This is a genomic window from Tianweitania aestuarii (assembly GCF_018457165.1).
Lineage (GTDB): Bacteria > Pseudomonadota > Alphaproteobacteria > Rhizobiales > Rhizobiaceae > Tianweitania > Tianweitania aestuarii.
On sequence record NZ_JAFMNX010000001.1, the window covers coordinates 1 to 19,627 of the forward strand.

The following is a 19,627-nucleotide window of genomic DNA, read 5'->3' on the forward strand; positions in this document are numbered from 1 at the left end:
GCAATCTCATGCGAGAGCGCCGTAAACGGAGATGCGACAGCGACTTCCATGACTTAGGTCAAGCCGACTGTTCATGGTGGCCGTGGTGGGGAAGCCCACATTCGTTCCGCAACTGGCCGCCTTATTGGGACACCTTGGGTAAGGGCGGCGGACTGCGGAGACGGATAGGTGAGCACATCTGCCTACGCTGCTCTCTTCACATTGAAGAATGTTGATGAGGCCACGAAAGCGTACTTGAAGAGGGCGAGCGCGACGACATCAAGCGGGGTCGATCACGTCACTTGGGGGGACGTGAAGTCTAACACTTCTCTCTTCGTGAGTAGGCTGCATAGGGACCTGAAGCTTGACTACAACTTAAGTCCGCTTCGTCCTATTCCTATACCGAAGCCGAATGGCAAAGGGATGCGAGTGATCTGCGTTCCTACGATCCGCGATAGGATCGTGCAGCGGATGCTCGTTCAGCACCTTATGACGCGCCCTGGCGCTGCGCTGATACGCAACAGCGTGAGCTACGCCTTCATGTCCTCCGTAGACGACGACAAGAAGGGCATTCACCCTGCGCAAAACAAAGCCTTAGAGCTGCGCCGCAAGTTTCCTTGGGCCCACAAGTCCGACATTACGTCCTTCTTCGACAACATTCCGAGGAAGCAGGTGGTTGATCGGACTATGCAGATGTTTCGTCAGCCGAGCTTTCGGGGACTGTTGCAGAAGACAGTCGCCTGCGAAGTCGCTCGCGTTGACCCCGGTACGAACCGGAGGGTCGATCAAGCTGGGCTCCGACCTGGGATAGGGGTGCGGCAGGGTATGCCCATCTCACCCTTCCTCTCGAACGTTATCCTACAGCGCTTCGACAGCGGCATGGCGGCTAACGGATTCCATGCAGTCCGATACGCGGATGACTTCATCGTCTTCTGCGAGAGCCGTGATGAGTGCCTTCGCGTGGACAACCTGGCCCGCAGCTTACTGAATGAGCAGAGCTTTACCCTTCCCGCTCTGGAGCCAGGGAGCAAGACGCAGATTGCAGAGCCGGAGGAGGCAATTGAGTTCCTGGGGTTGGAGATAGCGAAAGCATCTGACGCTCTTGGCGACTACGCCCTTTGCATCACGCCGAAGCAGCTCGCCCACATTCGGGACGAGTTGGGGTACTTCCGGGATTTCGATCGTTTGGCTCGGGATCGCGTCACCCTTGCCGCTGCCGTGCAAGGGGCGACGAACAGGATCGCAGGCTACCGCGCAGCGTACACTGCCGCGTCGAACGTCAGCCAGCTCATCAAGGTGCTTAACAACGAGGCCCGTGAGAGCACGCGTGCCCTCTTCGTTAAAGCGTTCGGTGAAAAGGCGGTGAGCGAACTGTCTGCGAACAAGGCGATGGTCCTGGGGATCAAGGAGTTCCCAGAAACCAAGGTTGCAAGCCGCAGAAGGTGATGTGTCCCTTAGGCATCGCGTGTCGTCTCAGATTGAGCGTAGTTCCCCACGTTGGAGAGATAGCGAGGGAGACGGTTCACCGCCTCCGATAGCCGCTGCATCTCCAACGCACCAACGTAACGGTTATCCTGTCCATCTAGCCTGTGGCCCGTGATGCGCTTCCGCCGAGTGTCGGAGACATCAAGGTTCACAAGCTCTGTCGAAAAGCGATGACGCCACCCATGGTTCGGGCTGACCTCTCCTGACAGCACCGCTTCGAGGTTGAGGCCTCGTATCCAGTCCCCCAAGCGGTTCACGGCGACCGACTTCCGAGGCCGCTTACCATCCTCATCGCCGCCTTCTCGGTCCTCGTAGAAGAGCCTTCCAGCAGCTTGCGCTTTCACCCACTCAACGAAGCCAAGCTCTATTAGATGGTCATGAAGCGGGACTACGCGACGGGACGCCTTGTTCTTCACCCGGCCAGCGCCAGGAGCGAAGTCCATCATCCATAGTCCCGTCTCGGGCTCCTGCTTCACGTCCTCTTTTCGGAGTTGGACCACTTCACCAGCTCGGGCTCCGCTGTAGGCTAGAAGCCACGGAACCCAACGCCGGATCGGGTTCGTCTCCTTCAGCGACGCGCCAAGGATCGTCTCGGCCTCCGCTTTAGTGAAGCCACGCTTGCCATCTCCTTCCTCCCTGCGGTGTATCTTCGGCACGTCTGCAGTAGGGGCGCTCGGGACGTATCGTTTCCCACGCGCCCACCGGTATATGGTCTTGATTGCAGCGAAGTAGGTCTCGTTGATCGTTTTTGCGCTGCGGCCCTTCTCCACCAGCATGGCCATCCACGCGATAATGGCTTCCGCTGTGATCGCTGACGCGTCTTCCGTCTTGGCGTGGTCCGTCAGGCTCTGGACACTACGGGTCCACTCGGAAACTGTCTTCGGCGCATATCCGCGTTCCTTCGCCAACTTGCCGAAGAGGGTGATGAGCTTGTCCCCATCCGCCGTCTTAGACTGCGCTGTTGATGCGGCGGTGCTCTGCTGAGGCTTTGGAGGCGTCCATGTGGGAAACCGCTGGGTGCGGGTGTCTGGTCCGTAGTCTCCGTCAGCGTTCCGCATCAGGTCCATAGCGGCGTCCTGCAGGGCCTTGCCAGTCTCTTCGATCAAACGCCTGCGGCTATCGTCATCCACAAGGAAGCCGAGGGTCGCGAGCTTGCTGTCCGCCCAGAAGCCGAACCGCTCCTCCATGCTCTTCTGGCGGATCGTAGCGTCATCACTGATCATGAGGGCGGCCCGGCCGAACCTTCCCTCGGTCGCCGCGATGTTCGCCACCTCCACCCCTGCCCACATCTCAGGCTTGCCCGGATCGTCTTCGATTGCTTCCACGAACTCACGGTAAATTTCGCCAGCGAGCGCCAAAGCTTCCTTATGGGTCAACCTTCGGGTTCCATCGCGCACGGACTGCCACATCCTTGCGAGGTATGCCGTGATGGTCGCAGTCCGAAGCTTAGCCTCGGCGGGGTCGCTGGTGCGGAGAGAAAGACGAATGTCTGGTGTCGTCGGAGAGATGGTCACAGGGATGACCTTATCTCCAAGCGGAATAGCCAGCTTGAGACCTCGGGTCTTCGTCTTCACATCGGCCGGGATGCGTTGGACGAACTGCTTATTTTGGGTGCCGGGTCGTTTCATCGGACGGGCTATTGCAAGGGGCATGTTGTGCAGTCCTGTTGTACAGGCCGCCCCATGCAATCCCTTGTAATCGCTTAAGTCTCGGGCTTCCCTGAACAATCAGGGGAGTTGGTGCCCAGGAGAGGACTCGAACCTCCACGCCTCGCGGCACACGGACCTGAACCGTGCGCGTCTACCAATTCCGCCACCTGGGCAGGTGTGCGCCGCCGATGTACGTGCGGCGCTTCGGTCTGTCAACGTACAATCTTCGCTGTTTTCAGCAATCTTCGCAGATGCGTCATTCTGCGAAGATTGTGAGCCGGCCCTAGTTGCCGGCCGGACTGAAAATTACAGCGTTTCCTTGGATGCGACCGTCGAATCTGCATTGAGCTTGTAGACGATCGGGACGCCTGTTCCGAGCTCCATCGAGACGACTTCCTCACCCGTCAGACCATCGAGCGCCATGATAAGGGCGCGCAGGGAATTGCCGTGGGCTGCGACGAGCACGGTTTCGCCGCGCAGCACGTGCGGCTGGATCTCGTGCATGTAGTAGGGCCACACGCGAGCACCCGTATCGCGCAGGCTTTCGCCACCGGGCGGTGGGACGTCATAGGAGCGGCGCCAGATGTGAACCTGGTCTTCGCCCCATTTGGCGCGCGCATCGTCCTTGTTGAGGCCTGACAGGTCGCCGTAATCGCGCTCGTTCAGCGCCTGATGACGGATCGTCTTGAGATTGTCTTGCGCAAGTTCACCGAGGATCAGCGAGCAAGTGTTCTGCGCCCGCTTCAGGTCGGATGTATAAGCGAGATCGAACTTGAGCCCGCGCGCGGCAAGCTTTGTGCCGGCGGCCTTGGCTTCGGTGACGCCCTGGTCGGTCAACTCGGGATCACGCCAGCCGGTGAACAGGTTCTTGAGGTTCCAATCGCTCTGGCCATGGCGCACGAGCACGAGGGTACCGGACATAATTCTCTCCCAGTTCGTTCGATGATCAGAAGGCAGGACTGGCGGTCATGCCAGGCCAAGAACGTCTCGCATGGAATACAGGCCGGATTTGCGTCCGCGCGCCCACAAGGCTGCCCGTACGGCGCCGCGGGCGAAAATCGAGCGGTCTTCGGCCATGTGGCCAAGCGCGATGCGCTCGCCCGCGCCAGCGAGGATCACGGAATGCTCGCCCACAACGGAGCCGCCGCGCAAGGTGGCAAAGCCGATCGTGCCCGCTTCGCGTGCGCCGGTATGGCCGTCACGGCTGCGTACGCTGTTTTCGTTCAGATCCACAGCGCGGCCCTTTGCTGCGGCGTCACCCAGCAGCAGGGCGGTGCCGGACGGGGCATCCACCTTGTGGCGATGGTGCATTTCCAGAACCTCGATGTCGAAGTCAGCTGCGGGCAAAGCGCGGGCCGCCTGTTCCACCAACGCGGCGAGGAGATTGACGCCGAGGCTCATATTGCCGGATTTCACGATCGCCGTGTGGCGCGCGGCGGCGAGGATCTTGGCATCGTCGTCTGCCGAACAGCCGGTGGTGCCGATCACATGCGCGATATGCGCTTGTGCGGCATAGCCGGCAAACTCAACGGTCGCGGCAGGCGAGGTGAAATCAAGCACACCATCTGCCTGGGCAAAGACCAGCAGCGGGTCATCACTGACGATGACGCCGAGCGAGCCGACGCCGGCAAGCTCGCCCGCATCACGTCCAATCGCTGCGGACCCCTGACGCTCCACAGCACCCGACAAAACGGCCTCTGCCGATTCGCCGATAGCGCGGATCAGCGCCTGACCCATGCGGCCGCCGGCACCCACCACGACCAGTCGCATCGGGCTCAAGGCGTTCTCGCTCGTCATGGAAGTGTCTTTCGCTGGAGGGGCGGCAGTTCGGATGCGGCGCGGTCTTCCACGAGCTCCAGTCCCTTTTGTGTTTGAAGACGATAGAAGCGTGCATAGATGCCGTTCTTATCCGCGAGAAGCGCGTCATGTGTGCCTTGCTCGACGACCTCGCCGGAGTCCATCACCACGATCTTGTCGGCATTCACCACCGTCGACATTCGGTGGGCAATCACGATCGTGGTTCGACCCTGCATCACACGCTCGAGTGCGGCCTGCACCTGCGCTTCCGATTCATTGTCGAGCGCCGAAGTGGCTTCATCGAGCACGAGGATCGGCGCATTGCGCAGGATGGCGCGGGCGATCGATACGCGCTGTCGCTGCCCGCCTGACAGTGTGGCACCGCTTTCGCCGACCAAGGTGTCATAACCTTCGGTTTGAGCGCGAATGAAGGTGTCGGCATAGGCGATGCGAGCGGCTTCCTCGACCTCGGCATCGGTCGCATCGGGGCGGCCATAGCGGATGTTGTCGCGGATCGTGCCTTCGAACAAATAAGGCTGCTGCGAAACATAGGCGATCTGGCTGCGCAGCGACTGCTTGGTGACGCCGGCAATATCCTGATCATCCACGGTAATGCGGCCGGACTGGAGATCGTAGAACCGCAGCAGAAGCGAGATCAGCGTCGATTTGCCCGCGCCTGAGGAGCCCACGATTGCTGTCGTCTGGTTGGCTCCGGCCACGAAGGAAACGGCGCGCAGTACGGGCAGCGTTTCGTCATACGCAAAGCTGGCAGTCTCGAAGCGGATCGCGCCAGCCTGAACCTTCAGCTCCGTCGCACCAATGGCGTCGCGCTGATGGGGCTCGATATCGAGAATCTCGTAGATCATGCGCGCGTTGACGAGCGACTTTTCCAGGTTGACCTGGACGCGCGCCAAACGGCGGGCGGGGTCGTAGGCCAGCATCAAGGCGGTGATAAAGGCAAACACCGCGCCGGGCGGCAGCTGTTCATAGGCCGCGCGATAACCGGAATAGGCGATCACCCCGGCCACCGCCACACCGGCCAGAATTTCGGCGATGGGCGTGGTGCGCTCGGAAACCTGCGCGATCTTGTTGGCGCGCTGTTCGGCATCATCAATCAGCGTGCCGATACGCCGCGACAGCTGGTCTTCCATCGTGAAGGCCTTGACGATGGCCACGCCCTGGGTCGCTTCCTGGATAGCCCCGACGAGACGGGAATTGATTACGACGGCTTTGCGCGCAGCCTTGCGCAGGCGCCGCATCAGCGTGTTGACCGCAAAGATCAGCGGCGGACCGATCAGAAGCGCGATCATGGCCAGAAACGGATCCTGGTAGATCATCACACCCACCAGCGCGAGCAGTGACACCAGATCGCGCGCAATCGAAGTCAGCGTCATCGAAAGAAGATCACGCACGCCGTTGACGTTTTCGGTGATCCGCGCGGCCAGCTGGCCGGAGCGCTGGTCACTAAAAAAGCCGATGCCGAGCTTCATCAGATGGTCGAAGATGCGCTTCTGGTAGCGCGCAACGAGATTGTTGCCGACGCGCGCCAGGATCACGGATTGCGCATATCCGGCGATGCCGCGAATAAGAAAGGCCGCGAAGATCGAGAATGAGATGACAGCAATCAGGTCGGCCCGCGCATTGACGAAGATCTCGTCGATGACGTCGCGCATGATCCAGGCGCTGAATGCGGTGGTGCCGGCGATCGCCAGCAGGCAAAGAATGGCGATCGTGTAGGAGCCGGCATAATCCCGGCTGTTTTCCGCCAGCATGCGCTTCAGGATGGCGTAGGTTTCGCCCCTGAAAATGCCCTGCCTGGTTTTACCTGCCTCGTTCTGCTTGATGGCCGTCAACCGCTCGTCCAGTTTGTTGAACAACCGGCGCAGCATGCACCCGGCTGTTGGCGCCTTCATAAAGGCATCGCGGCCACATTTCTATCGGCGAAATCGCGGAACATTCCCGTCGAGCTGAAGCGCGGTCTCAAGCGCTCCAGCGGCGGCCGTGTGTTTCGACCCCAAACAAAGCGGGTGTGCGGGCAAAAGCCGCCAGGCCAGCCAGCGCGGCCAGTGGGTGGGTGATGACGTAGACCGGCATCGTGCTGAGAAGGTGGCTATGCGGCGCCTTGTCTTCGAAAGCGCTGCGGAACGCACCGGTTTTCAGCGCCGGAATGATCTTTTGTGCAATGCCACCGGTCAGGAACACGCCGCCCTTGCTCATGAACACGAGCGCCAGATCGCCGGCCGTGCGACCTAGCGCCGTCACGAACATCTCGACGGCTTCGACGGCCATGGCATCGGATGTGTCGAGCGCACGCGCCGTCACCTCGGCCGGCGTGGTCAAGGTAGCCTCCTTGCCGTCGGTCTTCGCAATGGCACGATAAAGGTTCACCAGACCACGGCCGCTCAGCAGCTGCTCGCCGGAAACACGGCCCTCGATCTTTTCGATGTGCGGCCATACCGCGTAATCGCGCTCGGTTCGTGGCCCGATATCCATATGGCCGCCTTCGCCGGGAACGGGCACCCAGGTGTGAACGGCATGAACGAGACCGGCGACACCAAGCCCGGTGCCCGGACCAAGCACGACACGGCTGGCAAGCGGCTCGGCCGGGCCGCCGCCGATCTGTTCCATGTGCTGCTCACCCAAGGCCACGACGGCAAGTGCCTGCGCCTCGAAATCATTGAGCACGATCAGTTCGGAAAAGCCGAGTTCGCCGAAGAATGTCTTCGGCCGAACAACCCACGGGCAGTTGGTCAGGCGGATTTCGTCGCCTTCCACCGGACCTGCAACGGCCAGCACCGCCGAAAGCGGACGCAACGAGGTGCGGTCCAGAATGGAGGTCTGGATCGCATCATCGATCGTGGCGAAATCCGCCGTTTGCACGATGGGAAATTCCTTGGGATCGGCATGCGGACCGGTCAGGATCGCGAAGCGGGCATTGGTGCCGCCGATGTCGCCGATCAGAACCGGGAACTTCAACACCGTGTCTTCAAAAAGCTGAGCCATTTCGTTTCCGCCTGTTCCGCCTGGTCATGCGCCGTTCCAACCGGCTTCCTCGCTACGAAGGATCATCTCCGCAGAAGCCCGGTTGAGCGCCATTGCAATGTCGTAAACGATGCCGAGCCGCATAAGTGCCTTGACGTCGACATCATGCGGCATCGGCGTCAGGGGATCGACAAAGAAGATAAGAATATCGATGGCGCCTTCCGCAATCAGAGCGCCGATCTGCTGGTCGCCGCCAAGCGGTCCGCTCTTCAGAAGCGTTACATCGAGTTGGGGGCAGGCTGCTTTGACCAGGCTGCCGGTCGTACCCGTCGCAACGAGGCTGCAGGTCTCGAAAAAGGCAGCATGCACGGACACGAAGGCGACGAGGTCGTCCTTCTTCAAATCATGCGCAATGAGGGCGATGCGGCGGGACATGGGCAGACCAAACTAAATCGATTGAGACCTAGTCCGGTTCGACGCTGCCGCCAAGGCTTTCCGGGCGCTTTATTGCGCCAATGGGCGCGGAGTGGGCACCGGAATCGCGTTCGGCAGTTCCGGTTCGACGGCGGACACGGTCGGGATGACATTCGCCACGCGGTTGCTGCCGCCGCCTACCGTCACCGACGCTTCGGACTGCGGCGCGGGTGCTTCCAGCACCATGCGGCACTCCTTGGGCAACGCTTTCATCGTCATCACATCACGGGCCCGTGGCGCCTGTGGGCCGGTAGACTTGCGCCAGGGCTCTTCGGTGAACCACCAGGCAAGCGACTTGTCGCAACCGTCGCCGGTGCCCGTGGATTCCTGGGCCTTGCAGTCGACCGAACCGGGTGGGCAGCCGATGCGAACGTGGAAATGGTAGTCGTGGCCCCAGAAAGGCCGCACCTTGTTGAGCCAGGCACGATCGCCCTTCACCGTGTCGCAAAGCTTCTTCTTGATGCCTGGATGAACGAAAATGCGCTCGACTTCCGGATAACCGGCAGCGCGCTTCAGGATCGCGGCATGCGCCGGCGTCCAAAGCCGGTCATCGACGGTCAAACCACCGCCCTTGATCATGGACTTGGGTTCGAAGCTTTCCCGCTCCGGTCCGGACAAACGCCGCTTCGGCATCGGCGTGAACCAGATGTCGGCATCGAGCCCGACTTGGTGCGAGGCATGGCCGGACAACATCGGGCCTCCGCGCGGCTGCGAAATATCGCCCAGCATCAGGCCGTTCCAGCCGTCCTTGGCGGCCCCATCATCCGACAAGCGTTCCAGAACCTGGATGAGCTGTGGGTGTCCCCAGCGACGGTTGCGCGACAAGCGCATGGCCTGCCAATGCGGACCATCCACCGCCATGGCGATGCCACCACCGAAGCAGCCTTTGGAATAAAAGCCATAGGACTTGGCAGGAATGGCGGCGGGCAGGGATTTGGACCCGAACAGGTCCTTGGCAAGCGGCTCTGCGGCGTTGGCCTGCGGAACGGCAGGAACAAGAGCGAGCAGGGTGGCGCAGGCAAAAACCGCGCGGAGCCATCGAGAAGGTGTGCGCATCGGGTGATCTCCAACGGCGCATGGGCCGCCTTTGGAGATGATCCTTCCGCCGCCAAGGTTAACGGAAGCTTAACGTCACACGTTCCAGCTCGCTGATGGTGCGTGAGGAGGCTTACCCAGCGTCGCGCCAGTTGCCGGCTTGCATCATTGCCTGGAGCGCAACCCGGTAGTTCGGATAACGAAACGCGTATCCGGCTTGCCGCAGCTTGGCGTTGGAGATGCGCTTGTTGTCGCCATAGAAGCTGCGTGCCATCGGCGACATGTCGGCTTCATCGAACGGGATCGCAGGCGGTGGCTCCACGCCCATGAGATCTGCCGCGAAGGTAATGACATCCTGAGGCGGCGCGGGCTCGTCGTCGACGATGTTGAAGGCGCCTCCGATTTTTCCCCGAGCCAACAGTTCCGTTGCTCCCGCGATGTCTTCGACATGGATGCGGTTGAAGACCTGACCCGGCTTTATGATGCGTCTGGCCTTGCCGTCTTCGAGGTTCAGGAAGGTGTTGCGCCCCGGCCCGTAGATGCCGCCTAAGCGAAGCTGGGCAACCGGGATTCCCTTGGCGCTGCCAAAGGCGTTCCAGGCTTGTTCGGCGACAACACGTTGCTGCCCCCGTGTCGAGGTTGGATCTCGCAGATCGTCTTCCGCCACCCAGCCGCCAGCGCGATCGCCATAAACGCCGATGGTCGAAAGATAACCGACCCATTGCAGCGCCGGTGTCTGGTCCCGCAGCAGATCGCCAGCGGCGTTCAGAACGGGATCGCCGGTCGCATCCGGCGCGGCGGACAGGATCAGATGCGTGGTCTGCCTGATCTCGGCAGCCAGCGCCTCGGTTACACTTCCGTCGAACTGGAATGGTTCGATGCCGAGCTGCTTCAAGGCTGCGAAATTCGCGGTCGAGCGGGTTGTGCCGCTGACGGGAACGCCGGCTTGGGCGAAGCACTGCCCGATGGCGCGGCCGGAATAGCCTGCCCCGAAGATCAAAACGCGCATGGTCATGCGTCCTCAAACACCGGCAATACCGCGCGCCATTCTGCGCGCACGTCCGCGTCGGCCTCATTCTCATGGCGCTGCGCGAGACCCGCAAAGGCCGCGCCCGCCATCAATTGCGACAGCGCCCACACGGCGGCACCGCGCACCAGCGGGTTCGGATCGGCCAGCAGCGCTTCGCAAGCCGGGATCAGCGTTGCATCTCCGGAATTGCCCGCAGCAATCAGGACATTGCGCAAAAATCGATCGCGCCCGATGCGTTTCACCGGCGAACCGCTGAACAGCGTGCGAAACGCCGCATCATCCAGCGCCAGCAGTTCAGCCATTCGCGGTGCCCGCAGATCGTCACGCGCGGCAAACTTCGCTTCGGCCGCAACCTGCGCGAACTTGTTCCAGGGGCAGGCGGCGAGGCAATCGTCGCAGCCATAGATGCGGTTGCCGATCGCTGGCCTGAATTCGGGCGGGATCGGGCCCTTGTTCTCGATGGTGAGATAGGAAATGCAGCGCCGTGCATCGAGCCGGTAAGGAGCCGGAAAGGCGTTTGTCGGGCAGGCAGTCTGACAGGCGTTGCAGCGGCCGCAATGATCGGCAACCGCGTCATCGGCTGGAAGTTCAACCGTGGTGAAGATGGAGCCGAGAAACAGCCATGAGCCGAACTGACGGCTGACCAGATTGGTGTGCTTGCCCTGCCAGCCAAGCCCGGCCTGTTCTGCAAGCGGCTTTTCCATCACCGGGGCGGTATCCACGAAGACCTTGACGTCGGCGCCCGCACGCGACGCGAACTTGCCGGCAAGCGTCTTCAGCTTGCCCTTGACCACATCATGATAATCGCGGTTCTGCGCGTAAACGGAGATGGCCGCGCGATCCTTTTGCGCATGCACGGCGCGCGGATCGCTGTCGGGACCATAATTCATGCCAAGCATGATCACGGAGCGAACGTCACCCCATAGCGCCTGAGGATCGGCCCGCTCGTTCCTGCGAGTTTCCATCCAGTCCATTGAGCCATGATGGCCATCGCTTAAGAAGACCTGCAGCCGTTCGGGGGCGCGTGGAATGGAATTCGGCCGGGTGATGCCGATCGCATCGAACCCCACCGCTTTCGCCTCGACTTCGAGGAAAGCCCGCAACCGCGCTGCCCTCCCGGAAGCGGCGGTTATCATGTCAAAAGTCCAGATCCGCGTAATGCGACGACGGCGAAACGCCGCGTACCCGGTCGGCCAGGATCGAACGGAAGGCCGGGCGTGATTTCATGCGCGTGTACCAGTCCTTGGCCGCCGGATATTCGCTCCAGTTGATCTCGCCGAGGTAATCGAGCGTCGCCAGCGTGGCTGCACCTGCCATGTCGGCATAGGTGATGCGATCGCCGGCCAACCAGTTACGCGTACCGGCCAGCCAGTTCGTATATTTCATATGCTGCTTGAGGTTGGAGCGAGCTGTGCGGATCACCGCCGAATCGGGTGAACCGCCGCCTTCGCCAGCCGGCATTAGCGGCTTGTAAACGCGTTCGCGCACGAGGTGGCGCGTCACTTCGTTTTCGGTCTTGCCGAGATACCAGTCCACCAAGCGGCGGATTTCGGCACGCTCCACGGATGTGTCGGCAAACAAGCGCCGTTCGCGCTTCAACACGCCGCGCGTTTCATCGATATATTCGGAAATCACGGTGCCGCCGACGATCGGGACATCGCCTTCCGCCAGCAAAACGGGAATCGAGCCTGCGGGGTTGAGCGTCAGGAACTCTTTGCGCCGGGCCCAGGGTCGCTCCTCGATCAGGGCGATCTCTTCGCCGTATTCCCCGAAGATGAGGCGAATGAACCGGCTGGCTGCGGACATTGGGTGATGAAAAAGGGTCAGCATATCCGCTTCTGAAATGAGAGGCTGGCATTTGGCCGGCTGTGCCGCTACAGGCCGCGCCTGTGTCCGAGGATGCGATCAAGGCTGGTCCTATAGGAGCAGATCGCGGCGCTGACAAGCAAGCGCTGAGTGGTCATGACTCGGACAAGGTTCATGCGCAATGGTGCGGCCGCCGCAATCCGACCGGCCTCGAAGGTAAACACATGGCAGACCAGACAATCGTTGAAGCGCTTCTTCTTGGCGCATTGGAAGGTCTGACCGAGTTTCTGCCGGTATCCTCCACAGGCCACCTCCTGCTGGCGGGGCACTTCCTGGGCTTTCAATCAACCGGCAAGGCTTTCGAAGTTTTGATCCAGGTCGGCGCCATATTGGCGATCCTGACCGTTTATTTCGGCCGCCTTTGGGACCTGTTCGTACATCTTCCGCGAAGCAGGGCGGCGCAACGCTTTGTTCTTGGCGTTCTGGTGGCGTTTTTGCCTGCAGCCGTAATTGGCGTGTTCGCGCATGGCTTCATCAAGGCCGTGCTGTTCGAATCACCGATGACGATCTGCATCGCCCTTATCCTGGGCGGCATCGTGCTGTTGTGGGTGGATCGCCGGGCCGAACAGCCGATCTATAACGACCTGATCGATTATCCGCTCTCGCTGTGCCTGAAGATCGGCTTCTTTCAGTGCCTGGCGATGATCCCCGGCACGTCGCGCTCCGGCTCCACGATCGTTGGCGCGCTTTTGATGGGCGCCAGCAAGCGTTCGGCCGCCGAGTTCTCGTTTTTCCTCGCCATGCCGACAATGGCCGGCGCGTTTACCTTCGACCTGATCAAGAACTGGGACGTTCTGACAGCAGCCGACCTGCCGATCATTGGCGCCGGCTTCATCATGGCCTTCATCGTCGGCGTTCTGGTGGTGCGGTCGCTGCTCGATTTCGTCTCGAAGCGCGGTTATTCTATGTTCGGCTGGTGGCGCATCGTGGTCGGCACGGTCGGCCTGATCGCCCTTCTCACCGTGGGGTGAGAAGGCGAGGCCTGCCATCAAGGATCAGGCGTGGCGGCCGACCCGCGTATATTGGCCGGCAACGCGGTAGCGCCACAGGTAGCTCGGCAGGATTGCGTCCACCGTCTCAGCCTTGATGCCAAGACCGCTCAGCGTCCGGCCATCCTTTTCTGCTTCTTCTGATACGACATTGTCGGACTGCAACAGCGTGACCTGATCGCTGGTCAGAAGATGACCAGGCAGATTGCCAAGGATGGCGCCCTGCAACTTTGCGATCGACCATGGCACGGAAACGAGCGGACGGCGGCGGTCCACCACTTCCAGCATATGCTCCATGCACTCGCGGAAGGTCATCACCTCAGGTCCGCCGAGTTCGTATACGCGGCCGCCCGCAACCTGTCCGTCGACCGACATGGCAGCCGCTTCGGCGATATCGCCGACATAAACCGGCTGCAGCCGTGTCTTGCCGCCGCCAAGCAGCGGAAGCATGGGGGAATAGCGCGCCATATCGGCGAAGCGGTTGAAGAAGCTATCTTCCGGACCGAACACGATCGAAGGCCGCAGGATCACGGCATCAGGCATGCTTTCCAGAACACCGGCCTCGCCCTTGGCCTTGCTGCGCGCATAAACAGACTCGGAATCCACATTCGCGCCGATGGCGGAGATGTGGGTCAGCGGTGCACCGGCAGCGCGCGCCGCTTCTGCAACCGAACGCGCACCGAAATCCTGAACGGTGTTGAAGCTTTGACGTCCGCTTTCAAACAAGATGCCAACGGCGTTGACGACGAAATCGGCGCCTTCCACAGCACGGTCCACCGACCAGCGATACCGCAGATTGGCCTGGATCGGCTGAACCTGCCCGACATTGCCGAGAGGCTGTACGAAGTTTGCAATATTCGGATTGCGGCACGCAACGCGCACCTGATAGCCGCGCCGCGCCAGCGCTCGCACGATGTGGCGTCCCACAAAGCCCGAGCCTCCGAACACGGTTACGAGTTTCGGGCTTGCCTTGATGGTCGTCATGATCGGGTCTCCGGCGTGGATGCCTATGGGTTGGAAGCGATATATGCGCTTTAGCGAGCAAGGCAAAGATGCGCTTTGCTTCGGTGCCACTGCAATTTGCCTCGAAAGCTCGGTTAAACAAGCCACTCATGCGTGCTTAACAGGCGCCGCGCGCGATCGGAGGCTCATCAAGGCATAGTGAATTGACCGGCGACGGAGCATCGCCTCAAAGGCGCCGGTTATTTCATCACCTGATCGGAGCTTCTTTCGTTTGACCCACAATCCAAACCTACCCGGCCGTCGCCGGCTGTTTGTTCCAGCGCTAGGCGGCCTTTATGCCGCTGCACATGACGGCGTGGAAACCCTCATGCGCGTCGTGGCCGGCTTGGCTCTCGTCACGCATGGCTATGGCAAGATCATGAATCCATTCGGTGCGGCCGGCATGGTGGAAAGCCTCGGCTTCTATCCAGGCTCGTTCTGGTCGTTGCTTCTTGCGCTGACGGAATTCGTTGGTGGCTTGTTTATCGCCATAGGCTTTCTGACCCGTCCGTCCGCCTTTGCTGCGTTCTTCGTCCTGATGGTCACCGTGTATTTCCACTGGATCGTCAAGGCTGAAGGCTATGGCGGCTCCGAGCTGTCGATCATCTGGGCATCGATCATGCTCTTCTTCGCGATCCGCGGCGGCAACCGCCATTCGGTGGATGCCAAGATCGGCCGCGAGTTCTAAGCGCCCGTTGAACCAAACAAATAAAAACCCCGCCGGATCGCTCCGGCGGGGTTTTTCATGTTTGCTTGAGAACCTGAGGCTTAGTTGCCGCGGTTCTTGAGGGCTGCGCCCAGGATGTCGCCGAGCGAAGCACCCGAGTCGGTCGAACCGTACTGTGCAACGGCTTCCTTCTCTTCGGCGATTTCCAGCGCCTTGATGGAAACCTGCAGACGACGGGTCTTCTTGTCGAAGGCGATGACGCGCGCATCGACCTTCTGGCCAACCGAGAAACGCTCAGGGCGCTGCTCGTCACGGTCACGCGACAGGTCGGAGCGACGAACGAAGCTTTCCATGTCGTGATCGACAAGGCGAACCTCGATGCCACCGTCGGTGATCGCGGTCACTTCACAGGTCACAACGGCGTTCTTGCGCAGTTCGCCCGACGTAGCGGCTTCGCCGATAGCGTCCTTGCCGAGCTGCTTGATGCCGAGCGAGATGCGCTCCTTGTCGACATCAACGTCGAGAACCTGAGCCTGCACCATTTCACCGCGGTTGTATTCCTCGATGACCTGCTCGCCCGGACGGTTCCAGTCGAGATCCGACAGGTGAACCATGCCGTCGACATCGCCATCGAGACCGATGAACAGGCCGAACTCGGTCTTGTTCTTGACCTCGCCCTCGACCTGGCTGCCAACCGGATGGTTGCGTGCGAAGGCTTCCCATGGGTTCTCGAGGGTCTGCTTGAGACCGAGCGAGATACGACGCTTGGACGGATCGACTTCAAGCACGACAACGTCGACAGCCTGGGTCGTCGACAGGATCTTGCCCGGATGGACGTTCTTCTTCGTCCAGGACATTTCCGACACGTGGATCAGGCCTTCGATGCCTGGCTCCAGTTCAACGAACGCACCGTAGTCGGTGATGTTCGTAACCGTACCGGCGATCTTCTTGCCGATCGGGAACTTGGTGCCGATGTCGGACCACGGATCGCTCTCGAGCTGCTTCATACCGAGCGAGATACGATGGGTTTCCTGGTTGATGCGGATGATCTGCACCTTGACCGTCTGACCGATGTTGAGGATTTCGGTCGGATGGTTGACGCGGCGCCAGGCCATGTCGGTAACGTGCAGCAGGCCGTCGATTCCGCCGAGATCAACGAATGCACCGTAATCGGTGATGTTCTTGACCACACCCTCAACCACCTGACCCTCTTCGAGGTTCTGGACGATCTCGGAACGCTGCTCTGCACGGCTCTCTTCGAGAACGGTGCGGCGCGAAACCACGATGTTGCCGCGACGACGATCCATCTTCAGGATCTCGAACGGCTGCGGGTTGTGCATCAGCGGGGTAACGTCGCGGATCGGGCGGATATCAACCTGGGAGCGCGGCAGGAACGCCACTGCGCCGTCGAGATCGACCGTGAAGCCGCCCTTGACCTGGTTGAAGATGACGCCTTCGACGCGCTCGTTGGCGTTGAACTTCTCTTCGAGGCGAACCCAGCTTTCTTCGCGGCGAGCCTTGTCGCGCGACAGCATGGCTTCGCCCAGCGCGTTCTCGATGCGCTCGACATAGACTTCGACGGTGTCGCCGACGGCAAGCTGGCCGTCCTTGGCCTTGGCGCCGAATTCCTTCAGCGGCACGCGACCTTCGACCTTCAGGCCGACGTCGATGATCGCCATGTCTTTTTCGATGGCGGTCACGGTTCCCCGTACGACGGAACCTTCGGAAGATGCGTTTTCAGAGAACGACTCTTCGAGCAGGCTCGCGAAATCGTCGCGGGATGGATTGGCTTTCGACATATAATCTCCTGGAGAGCCGCTTGATCCCGTATCCCGGGAGCGGCAGCGCCGTGGGTTCGTGTTGCGGTCGCCTGCCGAACAATCCGGGCAAAATCAATGCCCTGTACCGCTTGTGAGCGGCTGGTCCGGCGCATGGAATGCAGGCAGGCAGGTTAACGATCGTGTCCACTCAGATATGGTGACGATCAAAACCGTCGCCAAATCCTTTTTGGATCTAGATCGTGTTCTCAGCGGATAAGCGAACATCGATGATCGTCTTCGCCGCAGAAAACGCGGCTTCTATATCCATTTGCGAGGTATCGAGCAAGTAGGCGCTCTCCGCAGGCTTCAAGGGCGAGTCCGCGCGGCCCATGTCGCGCGCATCGCGGCGCTCGATATCTGCAAGGATCGTCTCGTAGGAAACATCCTTCCCGCCAGCCACCATTTCGTCATGGCGACGCCTGGCGCGTACCTGCGGCGAGGCGGTCACATAAAGCTTTACGCTCGCATCCGGACAAACAACCGTGCCGATGTCGCGTCCGTCTAAAACGGCGCCTTTGGCCGCAAACTCCCGCTGCTTGTCGACGAGGATGCGCCTCACGCTTGGCATCACGGCGACCTTCGACGCCGCTTCACCAACCGCATGCTGTGATAGGACTTCGCGGTTCATGTCCCCGAGATCGAGCTGCCTGGCCGCCGTTTCCGCCGCCGACACATTTTCGAGCGGCAATCCGAATTGGAGCAGACGATGCGCCACAGCACGGTAGGTGAGGCCGGTATCGAGATGCGGCAAGCCGTATTGCGCAGCCAACCGCCGGGCCAGCGTCCCCTTGCCCGATGCGGCCGGGCCGTCGATGGCGATGATGAGAGGTTTTGTCATCACGTCAAACCCAATTTGGCTCGTGCCGGCGTAGCCTGAAAACTCGCCCGACATGGCCTGTCACTTCCAGTGAAGTGTTCTCGTCGCGACCGATAGGTCAAAGCGGCGAAGCGGCGCAAGCCGGCATCATCAAACCCGTCAGCGCTCATTGCTGCCCATGATGACCCCGACGACGTAGCCAAGAAGCCAGCCGGTTGCGGGAACCGTGAGCAGGGTCAGCACCTGTCCCCATTCGTCGTCGATATAAGGCGTTGCCGGATCGCTGAGGTCGAAGCCTCGGATCAGGCCTGTTGCAAACAAGGTGAGCGGCAGAAACAAGAACCAGAAGGTCACGGCATGACCTGGGTAGCTGCCTGATCGTGCCGCGGTGCTGTTCCGTGTCGCGACGCCGGCCCACACCACGAAAGGCACGCAGGCCACGGCGTAAAACGCGTAGCCCAGAAGAGGCTCGACGAGAAACGAGAGGGATGCAAGCCGATCCATGCCGGTTCTTACTCGATAACGGCGCCCAAGCCGGTCATCAGATCCATGAACTCCGGAAAGCTGGTCGCAATCATGGCGCGGTCATCAACCGTGACGGGCTTGCTTGCCGCCAAGCCCATGACGAGGAAAGCCATGGCGATGCGGTGGTCGAGATGCGTTTCCACCGTGCCGCCGCCGAGACCCATACCGCCGGGGCATCCGGTCACCGACAGGGAAGCCTCGCCTTCCGTGCAGTCGACATTGTTGGCTTTCAAACCGGCCGCAACGGCGGCAAGCCGGTCGGATTCCTTCACGCGTAGTTCGTCCAGCCCTTCCATCACCGTAATGCCTTCGGCGAAAGAAGCGGCAACGGCCAGCACGGGATATTCGTCGATCATCGACGGAGCGCGTTCGGGCGGAACGGTCACGCCGCGCAGGTCGGATGCGCGCACGCGCAGATCCACGACGTCCTCGCCGCCTGCATTGCGCGGGTTCAAAAGCGTGATGTCGGCGCCCATCTCCTGCAGCGTCAGGATGAGGCCGGTGCGGGTCGGGTTCATCAGTACGTTGTCGATCGTGATGTCCGAGCCCGGCACGAGCAGCGCTGCAACGAGCGGGAAGGCGGCCGAGGACGGATCACCGGGAACTGCGATGACCTGGCCGGTCAGCTTCCCTTCGCCCTCGATGCGGATGGTGCGCAAACCGGCCGCGTCCGTCTCGACCTCGATTGCAGCGCCGAAGCCGCGCAGCATCTTTTCGGTATGATCACGCGTCATCACCGGCTCAAGCACGGTGGTGATGCCCGCGGTATTGAGGCCAGCTAGCAGCACGGCCGATTTCACCTGCGCCGAAGGCATCGGCACGCGATAGGTGATGGGAGCGGCATGTTTCGGCCCGCGCAGGGTCAGCGGCATACGGTCGCCGGGTGCCGCACTCACGACCTGCACGCCCATTTCGCGCAAGGGATCGAGCACGCGCGCCATCGGTCGCTTCGACAAGGACGCGTCGCCGATGAAAGTCGTTTCCATGTCATACGTGCCCACGAGCCCCATCGTGAGCCGTGAGCCCGTGCCGGCATTGCCGAAATCGAGCGGTGCTTCCGGCTGGAGCAGGCAACCATTGCCGGTACCCTGGATCACCCATTCTGCACCGTTGCGCTCGATCCGCGCGCCCATTGCCTTCATGGCTTCGCCGGTGCGCATCACGTCTTCGCCTTCAAGCAGGCCGGTGATGCGCGTTTCGCCCGAAGCCAGACCGCCGAACATAAAGGAGCGATGGGAGATCGACTTGTCGCCGGGAACGCGGACGCGGCCGGTCAACGCTTCGGAGCGATGGGCAGTGGCGGGCTGGGGCAGAGCTGAATGAGACATAAGCACAAGAAATATGAGGGCATTGGGCCGGAAAGCGGGTGCCGCCGGTGGTCGCTTCCGTACCACCCTTTCTCCACCCGGTCATCCCTGGCGCTGCGACTTGTTCGCGCCCCGTTGATCGTCTGCGGGACGGACCAGGCTCGCGACGCTGCCAAAGGCTTTGACAGGATTGGGAACTGTTT

General features: G+C 61.2%; 18 protein-coding genes and 1 tRNA gene. 3 read left to right on the top strand and 16 right to left on the bottom strand.

Annotated features, from left to right (window positions below; translation table 11 throughout):
• Positions 1 to 315 precede the first annotated feature (315 nt).
• Complete coding sequence (locus JYU29_RS00005) at positions 316 to 1,425, top strand: reverse transcriptase domain-containing protein (protein WP_347879865.1); 1,110 nt, start codon at positions 316 to 318, stop codon at positions 1,423 to 1,425.
• 8 nt (positions 1,426 to 1,433) lie between these two features.
• Here JYU29_RS00005 and JYU29_RS00010 read toward each other — a convergent pair whose 3' ends face one another.
• The 11 genes from JYU29_RS00010 to JYU29_RS00060 form a co-directional block, all read right to left on the bottom strand.
• Positions 1,434 to 3,116: a site-specific integrase gene (locus JYU29_RS00010; protein WP_213982758.1), complete on the bottom strand. Its 1,683-nt coding sequence runs from the start codon at positions 3,114 to 3,116 to the stop codon at positions 1,434 to 1,436.
• Between the two features lie 85 nt (positions 3,117 to 3,201).
• Positions 3,202 to 3,286 (bottom strand) — tRNA-Leu (locus tag JYU29_RS00015).
• Positions 3,287 to 3,419: 133 nt separating this feature from the next.
• Positions 3,420 to 4,034: a 2,3-bisphosphoglycerate-dependent phosphoglycerate mutase gene (locus JYU29_RS00020; RefSeq protein WP_213982759.1), complete on the bottom strand. Its 615-nt coding sequence runs from the start codon at positions 4,032 to 4,034 to the stop codon at positions 3,420 to 3,422.
• A 45-nt stretch (positions 4,035 to 4,079) separates the two neighbouring features.
• Positions 4,080 to 4,910, bottom strand: a complete 831-nt coding sequence (gene dapB, locus JYU29_RS00025) for a 4-hydroxy-tetrahydrodipicolinate reductase (RefSeq protein WP_250157113.1) — start codon at positions 4,908 to 4,910, stop codon at positions 4,080 to 4,082.
• Positions 4,907 to 6,682 carry an ABC transporter ATP-binding protein gene (locus tag JYU29_RS00030; protein ID WP_250157217.1) on the bottom strand — a complete coding sequence of 592 codons (1,776 nt, stop codon included), beginning with the start codon at positions 6,680 to 6,682 and terminating at the stop codon, positions 4,907 to 4,909. The genes dapB and JYU29_RS00030 overlap by 4 nt, the downstream gene beginning before the upstream one ends.
• A 208-nt stretch (positions 6,683 to 6,890) precedes the next feature.
• Entirely contained in the window at positions 6,891 to 7,913 is a 1,023-nt protein-coding gene (locus JYU29_RS00035) for a glucokinase (RefSeq protein ID WP_213982760.1), read from the bottom strand.
• A gap of 24 nt (positions 7,914 to 7,937) precedes the next feature.
• A complete protein-coding gene (locus JYU29_RS00040) occupies positions 7,938 to 8,327 on the bottom strand; it encodes a methylglyoxal synthase (RefSeq protein ID WP_213982761.1) in 390 nt (129 codons plus the stop codon).
• Between the two features lie 69 nt (positions 8,328 to 8,396).
• The gene (gene mepA / locus JYU29_RS00045; RefSeq protein ID WP_213982762.1) at positions 8,397 to 9,422 is read right to left on the bottom strand and encodes a penicillin-insensitive murein endopeptidase; all 1,026 of its coding nucleotides are present in this window, start codon (positions 9,420 to 9,422) and stop codon (positions 8,397 to 8,399) included.
• Between the two features lie 112 nt (positions 9,423 to 9,534).
• Positions 9,535 to 10,410 carry an SDR family oxidoreductase gene (locus JYU29_RS00050; protein ID WP_213982763.1) on the bottom strand — a complete coding sequence of 292 codons (876 nt, stop codon included), beginning with the start codon at positions 10,408 to 10,410 and terminating at the stop codon, positions 9,535 to 9,537.
• Positions 10,411 to 10,412: 2 nt separating this feature from the next.
• The gene (gene queG / locus JYU29_RS00055; RefSeq protein ID WP_213982764.1) at positions 10,413 to 11,567 is read right to left on the bottom strand and encodes a tRNA epoxyqueuosine(34) reductase QueG; all 1,155 of its coding nucleotides are present in this window, start codon (positions 11,565 to 11,567) and stop codon (positions 10,413 to 10,415) included.
• 1 nt (position 11,568) lies between these two features.
• On the bottom strand, positions 11,569 to 12,261 hold the full coding sequence (locus JYU29_RS00060) for a glutathione S-transferase family protein (RefSeq protein WP_213982765.1): 693 nt from the start codon (positions 12,259 to 12,261) through the stop codon (positions 11,569 to 11,571).
• 200 nt (positions 12,262 to 12,461) lie between these two features.
• Here JYU29_RS00060 and JYU29_RS00065 point away from each other — a divergent pair, with 200 nt between their 5' ends.
• Positions 12,462 to 13,268 (top strand): undecaprenyl-diphosphate phosphatase, encoded by an 807-nt coding sequence (locus tag JYU29_RS00065; RefSeq protein ID WP_213982766.1) that lies wholly within the window; start codon positions 12,462 to 12,464, stop codon positions 13,266 to 13,268.
• 24 nt (positions 13,269 to 13,292) lie between these two features.
• Here the strand turns inward: JYU29_RS00065 and JYU29_RS00070 are convergent, their stop codons facing one another.
• Positions 13,293 to 14,270 carry a complex I NDUFA9 subunit family protein gene (locus JYU29_RS00070; RefSeq protein ID WP_213982767.1) on the bottom strand — a complete coding sequence of 326 codons (978 nt, stop codon included), beginning with the start codon at positions 14,268 to 14,270 and terminating at the stop codon, positions 13,293 to 13,295.
• 250 nt (positions 14,271 to 14,520) lie between these two features.
• Here JYU29_RS00070 and JYU29_RS00075 point away from each other — a divergent pair, with 250 nt between their 5' ends.
• Complete coding sequence (locus JYU29_RS00075; protein ID WP_250157114.1) at positions 14,521 to 14,976, top strand: DoxX family protein; 456 nt, start codon at positions 14,521 to 14,523, stop codon at positions 14,974 to 14,976.
• 80 nt (positions 14,977 to 15,056) lie between these two features.
• On the opposite strand, the gene rpsA is transcribed toward JYU29_RS00075, so the two are convergent.
• From rpsA to aroA, 4 genes are all read right to left on the bottom strand, one after another.
• Positions 15,057 to 16,754 (bottom strand): 30S ribosomal protein S1, encoded by a 1,698-nt coding sequence (gene rpsA, locus JYU29_RS00080; RefSeq protein WP_213982768.1) that lies wholly within the window; start codon positions 16,752 to 16,754, stop codon positions 15,057 to 15,059.
• Positions 16,755 to 16,968: 214 nt separating this feature from the next.
• The gene (gene cmk, locus JYU29_RS00085; protein WP_213982769.1) at positions 16,969 to 17,613 is read right to left on the bottom strand and encodes a (d)CMP kinase; all 645 of its coding nucleotides are present in this window, start codon (positions 17,611 to 17,613) and stop codon (positions 16,969 to 16,971) included.
• 138 nt (positions 17,614 to 17,751) lie between these two features.
• Positions 17,752 to 18,096 carry a hypothetical protein gene (locus JYU29_RS00090; RefSeq protein ID WP_213982770.1) on the bottom strand — a complete coding sequence of 115 codons (345 nt, stop codon included), beginning with the start codon at positions 18,094 to 18,096 and terminating at the stop codon, positions 17,752 to 17,754.
• Between the two features lie 8 nt (positions 18,097 to 18,104).
• Positions 18,105 to 19,445 (bottom strand): 3-phosphoshikimate 1-carboxyvinyltransferase, encoded by a 1,341-nt coding sequence (gene aroA / locus JYU29_RS00095; protein WP_213982771.1) that lies wholly within the window; start codon positions 19,443 to 19,445, stop codon positions 18,105 to 18,107.
• Between the last annotated feature and the right edge of the window lie 182 nt (positions 19,446 to 19,627).

What these genes read in the sequence shown, in the direction of transcription:
- JYU29_RS00010 (WP_213982758.1), bottom strand. Translation starts at nt 3,116, where the DNA reads ATGCCCCTTGCAATAGCCCGTCCGATGAAACGACCCGGCACCCAAAAT.
- JYU29_RS00020 (WP_213982759.1), bottom strand. Translation starts at nt 4,034, where the DNA reads ATGTCCGGTACCCTCGTGCTCGTGCGCCATGGCCAGAGCGATTGGAAC.
- dapB (WP_250157113.1), bottom strand. Translation starts at nt 4,910, where the DNA reads ATGACGAGCGAGAACGCCTTGAGCCCGATGCGACTGGTCGTGGTGGGT.
- JYU29_RS00030 (WP_250157217.1), bottom strand. Translation starts at nt 6,682, where the DNA reads ATGCTGGCGGAAAACAGCCGGGATTATGCCGGCTCCTACACGATCGCC.
- JYU29_RS00035 (WP_213982760.1), bottom strand. Translation starts at nt 7,913, where the DNA reads ATGGCTCAGCTTTTTGAAGACACGGTGTTGAAGTTCCCGGTTCTGATC.
- JYU29_RS00040 (WP_213982761.1), bottom strand. Translation starts at nt 8,327, where the DNA reads ATGTCCCGCCGCATCGCCCTCATTGCGCATGATTTGAAGAAGGACGAC.
- mepA (WP_213982762.1), bottom strand. Translation starts at nt 9,422, where the DNA reads ATGCGCACACCTTCTCGATGGCTCCGCGCGGTTTTTGCCTGCGCCACC.
- JYU29_RS00050 (WP_213982763.1), bottom strand. Translation starts at nt 10,410, where the DNA reads ATGCGCGTTTTGATCTTCGGGGCAGGCTATTCCGGCCGCGCCATCGGG.
- queG (WP_213982764.1), bottom strand. Translation starts at nt 11,567, where the DNA reads ATGATAACCGCCGCTTCCGGGAGGGCAGCGCGGTTGCGGGCTTTCCTC.
- JYU29_RS00060 (WP_213982765.1), bottom strand. Translation starts at nt 12,261, where the DNA reads ATGCTGACCCTTTTTCATCACCCAATGTCCGCAGCCAGCCGGTTCATT.
- JYU29_RS00065 (WP_213982766.1), top strand. Translation starts at nt 12,462, where the DNA reads ATGGCAGACCAGACAATCGTTGAAGCGCTTCTTCTTGGCGCATTGGAA.
- JYU29_RS00070 (WP_213982767.1), bottom strand. Translation starts at nt 14,270, where the DNA reads ATGACGACCATCAAGGCAAGCCCGAAACTCGTAACCGTGTTCGGAGGC.
- rpsA (WP_213982768.1), bottom strand. Translation starts at nt 16,754, where the DNA reads ATGTCGAAAGCCAATCCATCCCGCGACGATTTCGCGAGCCTGCTCGAA.
- cmk (WP_213982769.1), bottom strand. Translation starts at nt 17,613, where the DNA reads ATGACAAAACCTCTCATCATCGCCATCGACGGCCCGGCCGCATCGGGC.
- JYU29_RS00090 (WP_213982770.1), bottom strand. Translation starts at nt 18,096, where the DNA reads ATGGATCGGCTTGCATCCCTCTCGTTTCTCGTCGAGCCTCTTCTGGGC.
- aroA (WP_213982771.1), bottom strand. Translation starts at nt 19,445, where the DNA reads ATGTCTCATTCAGCTCTGCCCCAGCCCGCCACTGCCCATCGCTCCGAA.